Annotated in this window: 15 protein-coding genes; 8 read left to right on the plus strand and 7 right to left on the minus strand. The window is 67.6% G+C overall.

The features are described from left to right. Positions 1-2 precede the first annotated feature (2 nt). The 5 genes from E8D38_RS03815 to E8D38_RS03835 form a co-directional block, all read right to left on the minus strand. A complete protein-coding gene (locus E8D38_RS03815; protein WP_140626418.1) occupies positions 3-1,571 on the minus strand; it encodes an ABC transporter substrate-binding protein in 1,569 nt (522 codons plus the stop codon). A 19-nt stretch (positions 1,572-1,590) separates the two neighbouring features. Next, on the minus strand, positions 1,591-2,790 hold the full coding sequence (locus tag E8D38_RS03820) for a M20 aminoacylase family protein (RefSeq protein WP_140626419.1): 1,200 nt from the start codon (positions 2,788-2,790) through the stop codon (positions 1,591-1,593). Between the two features lies 1 nt (position 2,791). Further along, the gene (locus tag E8D38_RS03825; RefSeq protein ID WP_140626420.1) at positions 2,792-3,775 is read right to left on the minus strand and encodes an ABC transporter permease; all 984 of its coding nucleotides are present in this window, start codon (positions 3,773-3,775) and stop codon (positions 2,792-2,794) included. 16 nt (positions 3,776-3,791) lie between these two features. Continuing rightward, positions 3,792-5,399 (minus strand): ABC transporter substrate-binding protein, encoded by a 1,608-nt coding sequence (locus E8D38_RS03830; RefSeq protein WP_140626421.1) that lies wholly within the window; start codon positions 5,397-5,399, stop codon positions 3,792-3,794. A gap of 153 nt (positions 5,400-5,552) precedes the next feature. Continuing rightward, positions 5,553-6,557: a porin gene (locus tag E8D38_RS03835; protein WP_140626422.1), complete on the minus strand. Its 1,005-nt coding sequence runs from the start codon at positions 6,555-6,557 to the stop codon at positions 5,553-5,555. A 282-nt stretch (positions 6,558-6,839) separates the two neighbouring features. Between E8D38_RS03835 and coq7 the strand changes: the two genes are divergently transcribed. After that, positions 6,840-7,457, plus strand: coding sequence for a 2-polyprenyl-3-methyl-6-methoxy-1,4-benzoquinone monooxygenase (gene coq7 / locus E8D38_RS03840; RefSeq protein WP_140626709.1), 618 nt, complete (start codon positions 6,840-6,842; stop codon positions 7,455-7,457). 36 nt (positions 7,458-7,493) lie between these two features. Here the strand turns inward: coq7 and E8D38_RS03845 are convergent, their stop codons facing one another. Beyond that, on the minus strand, positions 7,494-7,916 hold the full coding sequence (locus E8D38_RS03845) for an OsmC family protein (protein ID WP_140626423.1): 423 nt from the start codon (positions 7,914-7,916) through the stop codon (positions 7,494-7,496). A gap of 293 nt (positions 7,917-8,209) precedes the next feature. Between E8D38_RS03845 and ilvA the strand changes: the two genes are divergently transcribed. Together ilvA and E8D38_RS03855 are read left to right on the plus strand one after the other, a co-directional pair. Next, positions 8,210-9,790, plus strand: coding sequence for a threonine ammonia-lyase, biosynthetic (gene ilvA, locus E8D38_RS03850; protein WP_140626424.1), 1,581 nt, complete (start codon positions 8,210-8,212; stop codon positions 9,788-9,790). Positions 9,791-9,963: 173 nt separating this feature from the next. After that, a complete protein-coding gene (locus E8D38_RS03855; protein ID WP_140626425.1) occupies positions 9,964-11,085 on the plus strand; it encodes a nicotinate-nucleotide--dimethylbenzimidazole phosphoribosyltransferase in 1,122 nt (373 codons plus the stop codon). A gap of 39 nt (positions 11,086-11,124) precedes the next feature. Here the strand turns inward: E8D38_RS03855 and E8D38_RS03860 are convergent, their stop codons facing one another. Then, complete coding sequence (locus E8D38_RS03860; protein WP_140626426.1) at positions 11,125-11,766, minus strand: hypothetical protein; 642 nt, start codon at positions 11,764-11,766, stop codon at positions 11,125-11,127. Between the two features lie 96 nt (positions 11,767-11,862). Here E8D38_RS03860 and gspG point away from each other — a divergent pair, with 96 nt between their 5' ends. Genes gspG through gspK form a run of 5 tightly spaced genes read left to right on the plus strand, consistent with a single transcriptional unit; the run spans position 11,863 to position 14,761 of the window. Beyond that, entirely contained in the window at positions 11,863-12,300 is a 438-nt protein-coding gene (gspG, locus tag E8D38_RS03865) for a type II secretion system major pseudopilin GspG (RefSeq protein ID WP_140626427.1), read from the plus strand. A 4-nt stretch (positions 12,301-12,304) separates the two neighbouring features. Beyond that, complete coding sequence (locus E8D38_RS03870; RefSeq protein WP_246099344.1) at positions 12,305-12,757, plus strand: pilus assembly FimT family protein; 453 nt, start codon at positions 12,305-12,307, stop codon at positions 12,755-12,757. Beyond that, positions 12,754-13,119: a type II secretion system minor pseudopilin GspI gene (gspI, locus tag E8D38_RS03875; protein ID WP_140626429.1), complete on the plus strand. Its 366-nt coding sequence runs from the start codon at positions 12,754-12,756 to the stop codon at positions 13,117-13,119. Before E8D38_RS03870 ends, gspI begins: the two co-directional genes overlap by 4 nt. Continuing rightward, on the plus strand, positions 13,116-13,763 hold the full coding sequence (locus E8D38_RS03880) for a PulJ/GspJ family protein (protein ID WP_140626430.1): 648 nt from the start codon (positions 13,116-13,118) through the stop codon (positions 13,761-13,763). The genes gspI and E8D38_RS03880 overlap by 4 nt, the downstream gene beginning before the upstream one ends. After that, positions 13,760-14,761 carry a type II secretion system minor pseudopilin GspK gene (gspK, locus tag E8D38_RS03885; protein WP_140626431.1) on the plus strand — a complete coding sequence of 334 codons (1,002 nt, stop codon included), beginning with the start codon at positions 13,760-13,762 and terminating at the stop codon, positions 14,759-14,761. Before E8D38_RS03880 ends, gspK begins: the two co-directional genes overlap by 4 nt. Positions 14,762-14,844: the final 83 nt, after the last annotated feature.

Raw genomic sequence — 14,844 nt, forward strand, 5'->3', positions numbered from 1 at the left:
CATCACTTCACCGAGATCCATTTGTAGGGCATGAAATTGTCGGGAAGCTGCACGAGCTCGACGTTCTTCTTCATGGCCCAGGCCAGCGCCTGCTGGTGCAGCGGGATGTGCCCGACGTCGGCCGCATGGAGCTCGAAGGCCTCGCGGATCAGCGCGTTGCGGCGTGCGGGGTCGGTCTCGGCCTGGATCTTCATCGTCAGCTCGTCGACTTTCGGATTGCTGTAGGAGCCGAGGTTGAACTGGCCCTGCCCCTTGTCGTTGGGCGTGGCCATCAGCGCCGTGAGCGGATTGTGGGAGTCGTAGGTGCCCGGGCTCCAGCCCAGCAGGTAGAAGCTGGTGTTGCGGCTCAGGATCTTGGGGAAGTAGGTGTTCTTGGTCTCGGTCTGCAGGTTGACCTTGACCCCCACGCGCGCGAGGTTCGCGGCCACCGCCTGGCAGATCTCGCCGTCGTTCACGTAGCGGTCGTTCGGGCAGTTCAGGCTGACCTCGAAGCCGCCCGGATAGCCCGCCTCGGCCAGCAGCTTCCTGGAAGCCTCGGGGTCGTACGGCAGCCGCTTGTTGAGCTCAGGCACGAAGCCCTTCACCGCCGGCGCGACCATCAGCGCGGTGGGCGTGGCGGCGCCGCGCATCACGCGGCTGCGGACCGTCTCGATGTCGATGGCCTGGTAGAAGGCCTGGCGCACCCGCCGGTCCTTGAAGGGGTTCCTGCCCTTCACGCTGGAGTGCAGCAGCTCGTCGCGCTTCTGGTCCATGCCCAGGAAGATGGTGCGCAGCTCCGGGCCCTGCATCACCTTGAGGCCAACATTGGCCTTCAGGCGCTCGACGTCCTGCAGCGGCACCGGCTCCATCACGTCGACCTCGCCGGACAGCAGCGCTGCCACACGCGTGGCGTCGTTGCCGATGGGCGTGAAGACGACCTCGTCGACATTGCTCTCGACCTTGCCCCAGTAGCTGAAGTTGCGCACGAGCACCGTGCGGGCGCCCGGCTGGCGCTCCTTCAGCTTGAACGGCCCGGTCCCGTTGGCCTTGAACGATGCCGTGTTCTCGATGCCCCTGCGGCGGTCCACCGGCCGTTCGGCCTTGTTGTCCTCGCACCATTTCCGGCTCATCACGTACACCAGCGTGATGACGTCGGGGAGGATGGGAAACGGCGCCGCCGTCTCGATCTCGACGGCGTCTCCAGCGCGGCGCACTTCCTTGATCGACGAGGTGTAGCTGCGCATGTCGGAGCCTTCGCCGGCAGCGCGCTTGAAGCTGAACACCACGTCGTCGGCCGAGAACGGCGTGCCGTCGTGGAAGCTCACGCCCTTGCGCAGCTCGAAGCGCCACACCGTGGGCGAGGTCTGCTTCCAGCTGGTGGCGAGCCCCGGCACCAGGCCGAGCTGCTTGTCGCGCGCGACCAGGGGTTCGTAGACGTTGCCGGTGAAGCTGAGCTGCATCGACTCGTTGAGCGAATGCGGGTCCATCGACTGAGCGTCGCCCTGGTTCGCCACACGCAGGGTCACGGCCTGCGCAGCCGCGGCACAGGCCAGCGTCAACGCGCAGGAAAGCAGGAGCTTTGCGGTTTTCATGGGCACCTCGCAAGCAGGCTCAGCTCTGCACCGGCATGCCGCCCTCGACCAGCGAGGCCAGCAACGCGGCGCCGAGCGGCAGGATGTCGTCGTTGAAGTCGTATCGGCTGTTGTGCAGGAAGCAGTTGTTCTCGCCCCCCTGCCCGATGCGCAGGTAGGCGCCTGGCTTGACCTGCAGCATGAAGGCAAAGTCCTCGGCGCCCATGCTCGGCGCCAGGTCGCGCACCACCCGCTCGGGGCCGACCAGTGCGGCGGCCACGTCGGCGGCAAACGCCGCTTCGGCCGGCGTGTTGATGGTGGCGGGGTACATGCGCTCGTACTTCAGCACGGCGGTGGCGCCGAAGCCCACCGCCACCGACTCGACCAGGCGGCCCAGCCGCTCCTCGATCATGTCCTGCACCTCGCGCTTGAAGGTGCGCACCGTGCCGATGAGCTGCGCTTGGCGCGGGATGACGCTGAAGGCGCCGAGGTCGCCGGACTGCACCGCGCACAGGCTCAGCACGGCGCTGTCGAGCGGGTTCACGTTGCGCGATACCAGGCTTTGCGCGGCCGTGATGATGTGCGCAGCCACCAGCACAGGGTCCACCGCCATGTACGGGTGGGCGCCGTGCCCGCCCTTGCCGTTGATGGTGATCTCGATGCGGTCGGCCGCCGCCATCATCGGGCCCGGGCTCACCGCGATGGTGCCGGCCGGCAGGCTGGGCCAGTTGTGCATGGCGTACACGGCATCGACCGGGAACCGGTCGAACAGGCCGTCTTCGATCATCGCCTTCGCGCCCGCATGACCCTCTTCGCCCGGCTGGAAGATCAGCACCGCAGTGCCGGAGAAGCGGCGCGTCTGCGCCAGGTACCTTGCGGCTCCCACCAGCATGGTCATGTGCCCGTCGTGGCCGCAGCCGTGCATCAGGTGGGCCTGGGTCGAACGCCACGGCACGTCGTTCTCTTCGCGCATCGGCAAGGCGTCCATGTCGGCGCGCAGGCCGATCGCGCCATGGCCGCCACCGCCGCCGCGGATCACCGCGACCACGCCGGTCCTGCCGATGCCGGCGTGCACCTCGTCGCAGCCGGCGAGCTTCAGCGCCTGCTCGATGCGGCCCGCGGTGCGCACCTCCTCGAAGCCGAGCTCCGGGTGGGCATGCAGGTCGCGGCGGAACGCGGTGAGCTCCTTGTGCCAGCCGGCCAGGCGCTGATAGGTGCCGTGATGAATGTTGGCGAGCATGTCAGTGCCCTCCAGCGGGCCGTTCGATGCGCAAGCGTGGATCGACCGCGAAGTACAGCAGGTCGACGAACAGGTTGATGAGGACGAAGATCAGCGCGATGAGGCAGAGGTAGGCCGCCATCACCGGAATGTCGGCGAAGGTGACCGCCTGGATGAACAGCAGCCCCATGCCGGGCCACTGGAACACCGTCTCGGTGATGATGGCGAACGCGATGAGGCCGCCCAGCTGCAAGCCGGTGATGGTGATCACCGGTACCAGCGTGTTCTTCAGCGCATGACCGAAGTGCACCGCCCGGTTCGACAGGCCCCGCGCACGGGCGAACTTGATGTAGTCGGTGCGCAGCACCTCCAGCATCTCGGCGCGCACCAGGCGCATGATCAGCGTGAGCTGGAAGATCGCCAGCGTGACCGAGGGCAGGATCAGGTGCCGCAGCCCGTCGGCCGTCAGGAAGCCGGTGCTCCAGGCGCCCAGCCCCACCACCTCGCCGCGGCCGAAGCTCGGCAGCCACTTGAGGGTGACTGCGAACACCAGGATCAGCAGGATGCCGATGAGGAAGGTCGGCAGCGACACGCCGAGCAGCGACAGCGTCATCATCACCTGCGACATGAAGCTGCCGCGCCGCAACGCCGCATGCACGCCCATCGGCACGCCCACCACCAGCGCGAGCACCGCGGCCGACAGGGCCAGCTCCATGGTCGCGGGGAAGCGCTCGACGATCAGTGTGGACACCTTGCGCCCCTGCCGCAGGCTGAGCCCGAACTCGCCCTGTGCCGCGTTGCCCACGAAGTGGGCGAACTGCACGAAGAACGGCTGGTCGAGACCGAGGTCGGCGCGCAGCTGGTCGCGCTGTTCCGGCGTGGCGTCCTGCCCCAGCAGGTTGGTGACCGGATCGCCCACGTACTGGAACAGCATGAAGGCGATGAAGGCCACCGCGAGCATCACGATGACCGCCTGCACGAGGCGGCGAAGAATGAAGGCCAACATGGACGGGCGAACCGGCTCAGTTGACCTTCACGCTGCGCATCTCGATGCGGTTGTCGGCCCGGTGGTACATGTCGATGTTCTTCTTCATGGCCCACGGGATCACCTGGTTGTGCAGCGGGATGTGCGAGACATCCTGGTGCGACAGGGCCAGCGCCTGCTCGATCAGGTCGTTGCGGTTCTTCTGATCGACTTCCTTCTTGATGCGCTCGATCAGCGCGTCCATCTGCGGGTTGCTGTAGCGGCCCACGTTGTAGTTGCCGTCGCCCTGCGCGCCCACGGTGCGCACCAGCGATTGCAGCGAGTACAGCGCATCGAAGGTGGGCACGCCCCAGCCGAGCATGTAGATGCTGGCCTCATAGCGCTGGATCATCGGGAAGTAGGTCACCAGCGGCAGGGTGCGCAGCTTCGCCTTCACGCCGATGCGTGCCCACATGGCGGTCACCGCCTGGCAGGTTTCCTCGTCATTGATGTAGCGGTTGTTCGGGCAGGCAAAGTCGACCTCGAAGCCGCCCGCATAGCCGGCTTCCTCGAGCAGCTTTTTCGCCGCGTCGACGCTGTACGGGTAGCGCACGTCGACCTTCTTGGTCCAGCCGTTGACCTGCGGTGCGATCAGCGTGCCGGTCGGCTCGGCCAGCCCGCGCATGATGTTCTTCTGGATCGCGTTGATGTCGATCGCCTGGTACAGAGCCTTGCGCACCCGCACGTCCTTGAGCGGGTTCTTGCCCTTGACGTTGGAGCCGGGCAGTTCGTCGCGGAACTGGTCCATGCCGAAGAAGATGGTGCGGTTCTCGACACCGTCGAGCACCTTGAGCTGCGGGTTGCCGCGCAGCCGCGCGAGATCGGCGGGTGACGGGTCGAGGATCATGTCGACCTCGCCGGACAGCAGGGCCGCGACTCGCGTGGCCTCGGCCTTGATCGGCGTATAGACGATCTCGGTGACGTTGCCGCCGCCGCCCAGCCCGGCCTTCTTGCCCCACCAGTTGGGGTTCTCGACCAGCACCATCCTCACGTCCTGGTCCCAGCTCTTGAGCATGTACGGACCGGTGCCGTTGGCGTTGCGGTGCGCAAAGTTCTCTTCCTTGGTCTTGATGTCCTTGGGCGACGTGGACTTGTTCTTTTCGGCCCACTCCTTGTCCATCATGCGCAGCTCGGTCAGCTGGCGCAGCAGCACCGGGTTGGGGCCCTTGGTGAAGATGTCGATGGTGAAGTCATCGACCTTCACCACCTTGTCGATGCCCTGGGTGTAGACGCCGTAGTTCGAGGTCTTCTCCATTGCACGGGTGAGCGAGAACACCACGTCGTCGGCATTGAAGGCCGCACCATCCTGGAACGTGACGCCCTTGCGCAGGCTGACGCGCAACTGCGTCGGGTTCAACTGCTTGTGTCCGGTGGCCAGCACCGGCTCCAGTTCGAACTTGCGGTTGTAATAGAACAGCGACTCGTAGACCGAAGCGTGGACGCCGTTGCCCAGTGCGTTGTTCTGGGAATGGATGTCCCACGTCGGGATGTCGCTCGCGCTGGCCCACTTGAAGGTCTTTGCCTGCACGTTGTGGTGAAGCAGCGCAGCCGAGGAAAGCAGCGCAACCACGGTAATGGTGCGCGCCGCCTGTTTGCATTTCAGCATGGTGGATGACCCCTGAAAGAAAGGCCAATGATCTGCAAATCGCATGCCCCTCGTCAAAAGGGAAGTCCCGCATCATTGGAGTGAGGAAATGAAAAAGGCCGCCCGAGGGCGGCCTTTGAACTCGCTGATGAAACGCGCTGGCGCGCGTGTCGATCAGAAGTTGTGCTGGATGCCGAAGTCGTAGCCGTTCTTTTCGAAGTTGTTGGTCGAGCCAGACACCAGCGCTGCTGCATTCACGCTCTCACGGGCAAAGTCAGCGTACAGGAACGTGCGCTTGGAGAGATTGTGGCGGTAGCCGAGACCGAGCCGCTTCGAGATGTCGGTGTTGGTCGTACGGTTCTTCGCAACAGCATAGCCAGCCAGGATGTCGCCAGCGGCGCCAACCTTGATCGACGCGCCGAGCAGCCAGGAACGCAGCTTGTTGTTGGTGTTGTTCGTGCCGCTGCTCAGGCCTGCACGCAGGGTCACCGGAGCGAAGGTGTAGCGACCACCCAGCGTCCAGATCTTGTCGTTGGCGCCTTGCGGATTCTCGTAGCCGAAGCCCACGAACAGCGGACCGCCAGCGTAGCTGCCGGCGATGGAGAACGGACGATCCGGGCAGGCGGTCGTGCAACCCGGCTGAGTCGCTTCGGCGATCGTGGCAGCAACCTTGAAGCCGGCAGCCGCGACGTCATAGCGGATGGAGTCAGCCACGCGCACCTTGGCGATGGACGCGTTGGCTCCGGAGCCGCTTCCGGGGAGGATGCCCACGCCGCGCAGAGCAGCGACCGTGTCACCGCCGAACGGGTCGATCTGGTTCTGGATGTCCGTGAAGGCCGCGGTGTAATGACGACCCAGGGTCACGGCACCGAAACCGCCGCGCAGACCCACGTTGGAGTAGCCGTTCCAGAAGGTGCTGCCGCCGGTCGACGCGTCGGTGCCGGTGTCAGGGTTGAAGCGATGCTCGAAGCCGAAGACGGCAGCCAGGCCGCCGCCGAGGTCCTCGACGCCACGGAAGCCGAGACGGCTGCCGGCGGCATCGCGCACCTGCTTGTCCTCAGAGGCGATGGTCTTGCCCAGGCCCATGTCGACCTTGCCATAGACCGTGACCGACGACTGCGCCGAAGCTGCACCCGCGAAAGCGCCCAGCACTGCGAGAGCGAGCAGAGATTTTTTCATTGCAACTATCTCCTAGGTTGAAGAAGAGGTCCTGGTGGCGCCGTGAAGCGCAGCGCGACCAAGCCAACCTCCTTATCGGAAGCTGCCCGGTATTCCACCAGAGGCCCCTAGCGCTGGCCAGCGTTTTGGCCGCCAAAAACCCCCGGGTGTTGTCGCCATGCAACGAGGAATTCCTAGGCTTGCAACGCTCACCGAACCACTCGCCGGCGGGCCCGGAGCCTCGCTCCCGGCTATGCTTTCGGGCCCGCCTCACACCCGAACCGAAGCCATCGCATGACCCTGATCGACACGCTGCTGATCTCAGCGGACAACGCACTTCGAACGGTGTTCGGCAGGCACCAGTCGGCACGCCCTCAACCATCGCCTGATGCGCAGGCGCCGGTGCTCAACGAAGAAGAGCGAAGGCTTTCCGGAGCCCTCATGCGGGTGAACCATGTGGGCGAGGTATGCGCGCAGGCCCTGTATGCCGCCCAGGCCATCACGACTCAGGAGCCGCAGCTGCGGGCTCACTTCGAGGAAGCGGCCCGCGACGAAACAGACCACCTCGCCTGGACTGAACGAAGGCTCGACGAACTCGGCGACCGCACGAGCTGGCTGAACCCGCTGTGGTACGCCGGGGCGTTCGGCATCGGGCTGCTCGCGGGCCGCCTGAGCGATCGCATCAGCCTGGGCTTCGTGGTCGAGACCGAGAGGCAGGTGGAGCAGCACCTCGAAAGCCACCTCAACCGCCTGCCGGCCAACGATGTGGCATCGCGCAAGATCGTCGAGCAGATGCGCGACGACGAGGTGCGCCATGCCTTGCAGGCCGAGCGCGCGGGTGGGATCCCGCTGCCCATGCCGGTGCGCTGGGGGATGCGCGCGGCGGCGAAGGTGATGACCACCACCGCGCATCACCTCTGAGAGAGAGGTCCGACCGAGCGGCTGTTCTCGACGGGCTCAGGCCTCGACGAGTTCGACGCTGGTGGTGATCTCGGCGGTCTTGGCCAGCATGATGCTGGCCGAGCAGTACTTTTCGTGAGACAGCTGCACCGCCCGCTCCACGGCGGCCAGCGGCAAGCCCTTGCCGGTCACGACGAAATGCATGTGGATCTTCGTGAAGACCTTCGGGTCCACCGCAGCGCGCTCGGCATCGAGCTTGACCTGGCAGCCGCGCACGTCATGCCGGCCGCGTTTGAGGATGAGCACGACGTCGTAGGCGGTGCACCCGCCGGTGCCGGCCAGCACCGTTTCCATCGGCCGCGGCGCCAGGTTCCTGCCGCCGCCGTCGGGTGCACCGTCCATGGCGAGCATGTGTCCGCTGCCGGTTTCCGCGGTGAAGGCCATGCCGGAGGCCGGCTGCCAGTTGACGGTGCATTCCATGGTGAGCTGGGGTGAACTGCGAAAGGTGTGAATTGTGCCCGCGGCGCTGGAGTGCAATCCCTACGGACAGCGCTACACGAACTGCTGCACTGCACTATACTGGCGGCATTGCGGTGCAGCACTGACGGGTCCAGGCCCGGTTTGCACCCCAGGTTGTCTCCTCCACCCTCCTCCTTTGGTGGATTCGGCCCGAAGCTCACAAGGCTTCGGGCCTTTTTCTTTGTGCGCCGCAGCAAAGCCGCCGCGTATCATCCGACGCGCTTCGCACACCACCAAAGACCCGGAGGACCCCCATGGCCCGCGCGCCGCGACCGCCCCAGCCCGCTTCGACCCCCAAGCTGCCGCGCTCCGGCAACAAGCCGGACCTCGCGGGCTACCTCCAGAAGATTCTGACGGCGCGGGTCTACGACGTGGCGATCGAAACCGGGCTGGAGCCCGCCCGCAGCCTGTCGCGCCGACTGCACAACAAGGTGCTGCTCAAGCGCGAGGACAACCAGCCGGTCTTCAGCTTCAAGCTGCGCGGCGCCTACAACAAGATGGCCCAGCTGAGCGCCGAACAGCTCAAGCGCGGTGTCATCTGCGCTTCGGCCGGCAACCATGCCCAGGGCGTCGCCCTGGGGGCCAGCAAGCTGGGCTCGCGTGCCGTGGTGGTGATGCCCGTCACCACGCCGCAGGTCAAGGTCGACGCGGTGAAGGCGCTCGGCGGGGAGGTCGTGCTCTTCGGCGAGAGCTATTCGGATGCCTACCTGCACGCCATCGAGCTGGAAAAGGCCCAGGGGCTCACCTTCGTGCACCCGTTCGACGATCCCGACGTGATCGCCGGCCAGGGCACGATCGCGATGGAGATCCTGCGCCAGCACCAGGGGCCTATCGATGCGGTCTTCGTGGCCATCGGCGGCGGCGGGCTGGTGTCCGGCGTGGCGGCCTACATCAAGGCGGTGCGCCCCGAGATCAAGGTCATCGGCGTGCAGACCACCGAATCGGACGCGATGGTGCGCTCGGTGAAGGCCGGCAAGCGGGTGCAGCTCAACGATGTGGGCCTGTTCTGCGACGGCACCGCCGTCAAGCTGGTGGGCGAGGAAACGCTGCGCGTGGCGCGTGCGCTGGTCGACGACTTCGTGGTGGTCGACACCGATGCGGTCTGCGCGGCCATCAAGGACGTGTTCCAGGACACCCGGGCCATCGTCGAGCCTTCGGGCGCCATGAGCGTGGCGGCCATCAAGCAGTACGTCGAAACGCACAAGTGCAAGGGCCAGACCTTCGTCGCGGTGACCTGCGGCGCCAACATGAACTTCGACCGGCTGCGCTTCGTGGCCGAACGCGCCGAGGTCGGCGAGGAGCGCGAGGCGCTGTTCGCGGTCACCATCCCCGAGGAGCGCGGCTCGTTCAAGCGCTTCTGCGAGCTGATCGGCCCGCGCAGCGTGACCGAGTTCAACTACCGCATCTCCGACGAGAAGGTGGCCCACATCTTCGTCGGCCTGTCGACCAGCAAGCGGGGCGAGTCGCAGAAGATCGCGGCCCATTTCGAACGCCACGGCTTTCCCACCGTGGACCTCACCCATGACGAGCTGGCCAAGCAGCACATCCGACACCTCGTGGGCGGGCGCACCGCCCTCGCCGACGACGAGCTGCTGTACCGGTTCATCTTTCCCGAGCGTCCCGGCGCGCTGATGCGCTTCCTGTCGAGCATGCACCCCGGCTGGAACATCAGCCTGTTCCACTACCGCAACCAGGGCGCCGACTACGGTCGCATCCTCGTCGGGATCCAGGTGCCCAGGGCCGACAAGGCGGCCTTCAAGCGGTTCCTCGACACCCTGGCCTATCCGTACGTGGACGAGACGCGCAACCCGGTGTACCGGCTCTTCCTGCGCTGAACGGACGAACGCCGGCGCCCCCAGCTTGAAGCTTGCCGCTGCTGCAGCGGCTGGCCCACAATGGCGCCTTCTGGTCATTCGGCCCGCACCGGGGGGAGCGGGTTGTGCGCCCCGCGCCCTGCGGGTGCGATCCGATAGACGGTGCGGCCGGGCCGCCTTCCCGTTGCTAACCAATGACATCCGTCCAACGTTCGCTGATTGCCCCGACGGCACATCCGTCGCTCGAGCAGGCCCTTGCGGCAAAGCTCAAGCGCCGCAGTGAAACCGTCGGCAGCCTCGGCGAGCTGGAGCCGCTGGCCATCCGGCTGGGCCTCATCCAGAACACCCTGAAGCCGCGCTTTCGCCATCCGCAGATGCTCGTGTTCGCCGGCGACCACGGCCTCGTGGTCGACGGGCTGGCGCAGCCCGGGCAGTCGACGGCGCTGCAGGTGAGGCAGCTACTCACCGGCCAACTGCCGCTGCCGGTGTTCGCGGGCATCCAGGGCCTGGCCTTCACCGTGGTCGACGCCGGAGTGGCCGAGAAGGTCGAACCGCATCCGCGCCTGCTGGCCCGCAAGATCGCGCACGGCACCCGCAATTGCCGCGTCAACTCGGCCATGAGCGTCGAACAGGCGCACGCCGCCATTCGCGCCGGCATGGAGATCGCCGACACGCTGCCCGGCAACGTGCTGGCCTGCGCCGGCATCGGGATCGGCACGCACGAAACGGCTGCCCTGGTGCTGGCGCGGCTGGCCGGTGTGCCGGTGCGCGACTTCATCATCCAGGGCCCGAAGATGCCCGAGGACATGCTGGCCCACTGGACTCGCGTGCTCGAAGGTGCGCAGGATCGCCATGCCAACGTGACCGATCCGGTCGAAGTGATGGCCGCCTTCGGCGGCTTCGAGATCGCCATGATGGTCGGGGCCATGCTGGTGGCCTCGAGCAAGCACCAGCTGCTGGTGATCGACGGCATCGCCGCCTGCGCGGCGCTCATGGTCGCCTCGCGCATCGCCACACCGGTGACCGACTACTGCGTGTTCTGCCGCAGCCATTCGCACATGGGCCTGGACGTGGCGCTCGGCCTCTTCCATGCCACCGCGGTGCTCGAGCTGGGCATGGACAGCACCGACGGCACCGGCGCCGCGCTGGCATGGCCGCTGATCCGCAGCGCGGCGGCGCTGCTCACCGAAGTGGCCGAAGGCGAAGACCCCGGCCCCAGCCACCCGTCGGAGATCCTTCCCGAAATGACCGACGTGGTCGACGACGAAGAGACCACCACCTTCCCGCGCACCGGGACCGGGCCGTTGTCGAAGTAGCGATCGGCCCGCCGAGAGCTCGGTGCCGGGTCAGGCGGCTCAGCGCTGCAGCTGGCGGGACGGCCGCCCCGGGGTGGGCGCGCCCCCCTGGGCCGGCTGCATCACGCCCGGCGGCATCATCTGCGGCGGCGGTGCGGGCGTGGGCGGGGGTGTGAGCGGCGCTTGCACGGGCGGCGGCGGCCCCCCGGCCGGGAATTGCGGCGACGGCGACAGGCCACCCGCACCCGGCGGCGGCAAGGTGCCGGTAGCCGGCGGCGGCAGCGGGGGCAGCTCCAGGACCACCGCGGGCGCACCGCCCTGCGGCGAACCGATGGCCGCGCTGCGCATCGACACCGTCTGCAGAACGAGGTTGGTGTCGAGCTGGGCACCCACCACGAAGGCCCTCGGGGGCTTGTCGTCCACCGCGATCAGCGCGACGCCGCCCGGGCGGTCGCCCGCTTTGGGCGCCATCACGCCGATCAGCTTGAAGCGGCTCGCCAGGGCCGGCTGGGCCGCCACCGGCGCGGCGACAGCCGGGTCGGCGAACACGCGCACGACTTCGCCGCGCGCGGTCTGCGTGGTGGACACCGGCGTGGCGTGCGGCGGAACCGGCGCCGGACGCACGAAGATGCGCAGACCCCAGAACGCGATACCTGCCGCCACCAGGGCCCAGACGATGAAAGCACTCACACGAGCAGCCATGGCCGGCGATTATGATCGAACGCCCATCGTGCGCTGCACTTGCTTTACGCAGGCACCTTCAACTGCAACACGTGGCCCTCACCACCCTCTCAAACCATGACGCGAACCCATTCCCTGCAGCACCTGGCCGCGCGCGGCTTCACCCTGATCGAACTGATGGTGGTGCTGGTCATCATCGGCGTGCTGGCCGCGCTCATCGTGCCCAACGTGCTCGACCGCGCCGATGACGCGCGCGCCACGGCCGCCCGCACCGACGTCAACAACCTGATGCAGGCCCTGAAGCTGTACAAGCTCGACAATCAGCGCTTCCCGAGTGCGGACCAGGGCCTGCAGGCGCTGGTGAGCAAGCCGACCGCCGGCACGCCGCCGCCCAACTGGAAGCCCTATCTGGAGAAGCTGCCCAACGATCCCTGGGGGCGCCCGTACCAGTACGTGAACCCCGGCGTGAAAGGCCAGGTCGATGTGTTCAGCTATGGCGCAGACGGACAGCCCGGCGGTGAAGGCAAGGACGCCGACATCGGCTCCTGGCAGTAGGCCGGTGCACGGCCGCGGCGGTGAGCGTGGATTCACGCTCATCGAGCTGCTCATCGTCATCTCGCTGGTCGCCATCGCCTCGGCCGTGGCGAGTCTCGCCTTGCGCGACCCCTCCAGCACCCAGCTCGAACGCGAGGCCACCCGCCTGGCGGCGCTGCTGGAGTCGGCCCGCGCGGAGGCTCGCGCATCCGGCCTGCGGGTGCTGTGGGTGCCCACGCCCAAGCGCGAAGGCGTCGCGGGCTTCCGCTTCGTCGGCCTGCCGGCCACCAGCACGCCCCCCGAAGACTGGCTCGACAGCAGCGTCGAGGCCGAAGTGGTGGGCGCGCGGGCCGCGGTCCTGGGGCCCGAGCCGGTGATCGGCGCGCAACGCATCGTGCTGCGGCTGGACGACCAGCGGCTCGTCCTCACGACCGACGGCCTCGGCCCGTTCGTGCTGGCCTCCGAGGAGCCGCGATGAACACCCGGGCGTCGTCGCGCGGCCTCACGCTGATCGAAGTGCTGGTGGCGCTGGCGGTGGTGGCCATCACGCTGTCGGCCGGGCTGAAGGCCGCCGGCTCGCTGATGAACAACGCCGAGCGGCTGTCCGACGTGACGGCGGCCCAATGGTGCGCCGACAACCAGCTGACCCAGCTCAAGCTCACCGGCACGCACCTGGGCGTGGGCGACAGCGACTTCGCCTGCGAGCAGCTGGGCCGCCAGTACATCGGCAAGCTGGTCGTGCGGCCGACGCCCAACCCGAACTTCCGACGCGTCGAAGCGCGCATCGCCGACGAGTCCGGCCAGCCCATCCTGCTGCTGACCACGGTGCTGCCGAAATGAAGTCCACCCAGCGCCCCGCCGCTGCCGGCGGCTTCACCCTCATCGAGGTGCTGGTGGCCCTGATGATCATGTCGGTGATGGCCGTGATGGCCTGGCAGGGCGTGGACGGCATCATCCGCGCCCGTGAAGGCTCGCAGCAGCGGCTCGACCAGATGCTGCGCCTACAGTCGGTCATGGGGCAGTGGGAGGCCGACCTCTCCGAGATGATCGACACCCGCACCAACATACCGCCCTACGCATTCGACGGCGGCTCGCTGCGGCTCACGCGGCGCGGCCCCGACGGCGTGCAGGTGGTGGTGTGGTCCCTGCGGGCCGGCACCTGGATGCGCTGGGCCAGCAGGCCGGTCACGCGCATCCAGCAGCTGCAGGACACCTGGGAGCAGGCGCAGCGCCTGCTCGGCAACGAGCCCGGGCAGCTGCGTGTGCTCACCGGCGTGACCGAATGGCAGCTCTACTGCATGCGCGGCGGCAACAAGAGCAACGCGCAGTCGTCCGGCTGCGTCATCGGCTCGGCACCGGCGGCCGGCGCTTCGGCGCCCAGCGGCGGCTTCGACCCGCCCGACGGCCTGACCATGGTGCTGGGCTTCGGCGAAGGCAGCGGCCTTTCGGGCCACCTGACCCGCGACGTGAGGATCAAGCCATGAAGCGCCCAGCCGGCCCGGGCAGCCAGAAAGGCCAGCGCGGCGCCGCCCTGCTGACCGCCATGGTCATCGTGACGCTGGTGGCCACGCTGGCGGCCTCGATGGTGTGGCAGCAGTGGCGCGCGGTCCAGGTCGAAGCGGCCGAGCGCAGCCGCGCGCAGTCGTACTGGGTGCTGGGCGGCGCGCTCGACTGGGCCCGCCTCATCCTGAAGGAAGACCAGAAGGGCGACAACCGTTCGGGCAACCAGTACGACCACCTCGGAGAACCCTGGGCGGTGCCGCTGGCCGAGGCGCGGCTGTCGAGCTTTCTCGCCGCCGACAAGGACGCGAGCACCGACGACGGCCCGGAAGCCTTCCTGTCCGGGGTGATCTTCGACGCGCAGGCGCGCTACAACCTGCGCAACCTGATCGACCCGAGCGGCAAGCCCCAGCCCGAGGAGCTGCAGACGCTGCAGCTGCTGTGCGAGTACGTCGGCGTGTCGCCCACCGTGGCGCAGCTCATTGCGCAAGGCATGGGCGAGGCGGTGCGCTACACCTCCGGCGCCAGCGGAACCAACGAAACCACCGCCCCGCTGCTGCCCACCTCGATGGACCAGCTGAGCTGGCTCGGGGTGGACGCGAGCTCCGTCGCCAAGCTGCGCCCCTACGTCACGCTGCTGCCGCAGCCCTCGCCGGTCAACCTCAACACCGCCAGCAAGGAAGTGATCGCAGCGGTGATCCCCGGCCTGAACCTGGCCATCGCCGACCGGCTGGTGCAGACGCGCCAGCGGCAGCCGTTCAAGCAGCTGGGCGACGTGCAGACGCTGCTCGCCACGCCGGGCCAGACCCTGAACAGCCAGCGGGTGGACGTGCGCTCGCGCTACTTCGAAGTGCGCGGCAAGCTCCGGCTGGACGACCGCATCGTCGAGGAGCGCTCGCTGGTCGAGCGCATGTCGTCCGAGGTGATCGCCCTGCGCCGCGAAAGGATCGCCAGCGTCGAGTCGGCGGGCGGCAAACCCTGAGCCGGCAAATGCTACGAAGATGCTACAAAAAGAACTCCTAAGTCCTTGATTCATAGGGCATGATCTCGGCCGCGTTTGCCATG

The sequence above is a fragment of the Methylibium rhizosphaerae genome (assembly GCF_006386545.1).
In the GTDB taxonomy this organism is placed as follows: Bacteria; Pseudomonadota; Gammaproteobacteria; order Burkholderiales; family Burkholderiaceae_C; genus Pseudorivibacter; species Pseudorivibacter rhizosphaerae.

Bases quoted from the DNA above. Each gene is read 5' to 3' on its own strand.
- E8D38_RS03825 (WP_140626420.1), bottom strand. From the start codon at position 3,775: ATGTTGGCCTTCATTCTTCGCCGCCTCGTGCAGGCGGTCATCGTGATG.
- gspI (WP_140626429.1), top strand. From the start codon at position 12,754: ATGAACACCCGGGCGTCGTCGCGCGGCCTCACGCTGATCGAAGTGCTG.
- gspK (WP_140626431.1), top strand. From the start codon at position 13,760: ATGAAGCGCCCAGCCGGCCCGGGCAGCCAGAAAGGCCAGCGCGGCGCC.
- E8D38_RS03830 (WP_140626421.1), bottom strand. From the start codon at position 5,399: ATGCTGAAATGCAAACAGGCGGCGCGCACCATTACCGTGGTTGCGCTG.
- E8D38_RS03860 (WP_140626426.1), bottom strand. From the start codon at position 11,766: ATGGCTGCTCGTGTGAGTGCTTTCATCGTCTGGGCCCTGGTGGCGGCA.
- E8D38_RS03845 (WP_140626423.1), bottom strand. From the start codon at position 7,916: ATGGAATGCACCGTCAACTGGCAGCCGGCCTCCGGCATGGCCTTCACC.
- E8D38_RS03815 (WP_140626418.1), bottom strand. From the start codon at position 1,571: ATGAAAACCGCAAAGCTCCTGCTTTCCTGCGCGTTGACGCTGGCCTGT.
- gspG (WP_140626427.1), top strand. From the start codon at position 11,863: ATGACGCGAACCCATTCCCTGCAGCACCTGGCCGCGCGCGGCTTCACC.
- E8D38_RS03880 (WP_140626430.1), top strand. From the start codon at position 13,116: ATGAAGTCCACCCAGCGCCCCGCCGCTGCCGGCGGCTTCACCCTCATC.
- E8D38_RS03855 (WP_140626425.1), top strand. From the start codon at position 9,964: ATGACATCCGTCCAACGTTCGCTGATTGCCCCGACGGCACATCCGTCG.
- E8D38_RS03835 (WP_140626422.1), bottom strand. From the start codon at position 6,557: ATGAAAAAATCTCTGCTCGCTCTCGCAGTGCTGGGCGCTTTCGCGGGT.
- E8D38_RS03820 (WP_140626419.1), bottom strand. From the start codon at position 2,790: ATGCTCGCCAACATTCATCACGGCACCTATCAGCGCCTGGCCGGCTGG.
- ilvA (WP_140626424.1), top strand. From the start codon at position 8,210: ATGGCCCGCGCGCCGCGACCGCCCCAGCCCGCTTCGACCCCCAAGCTG.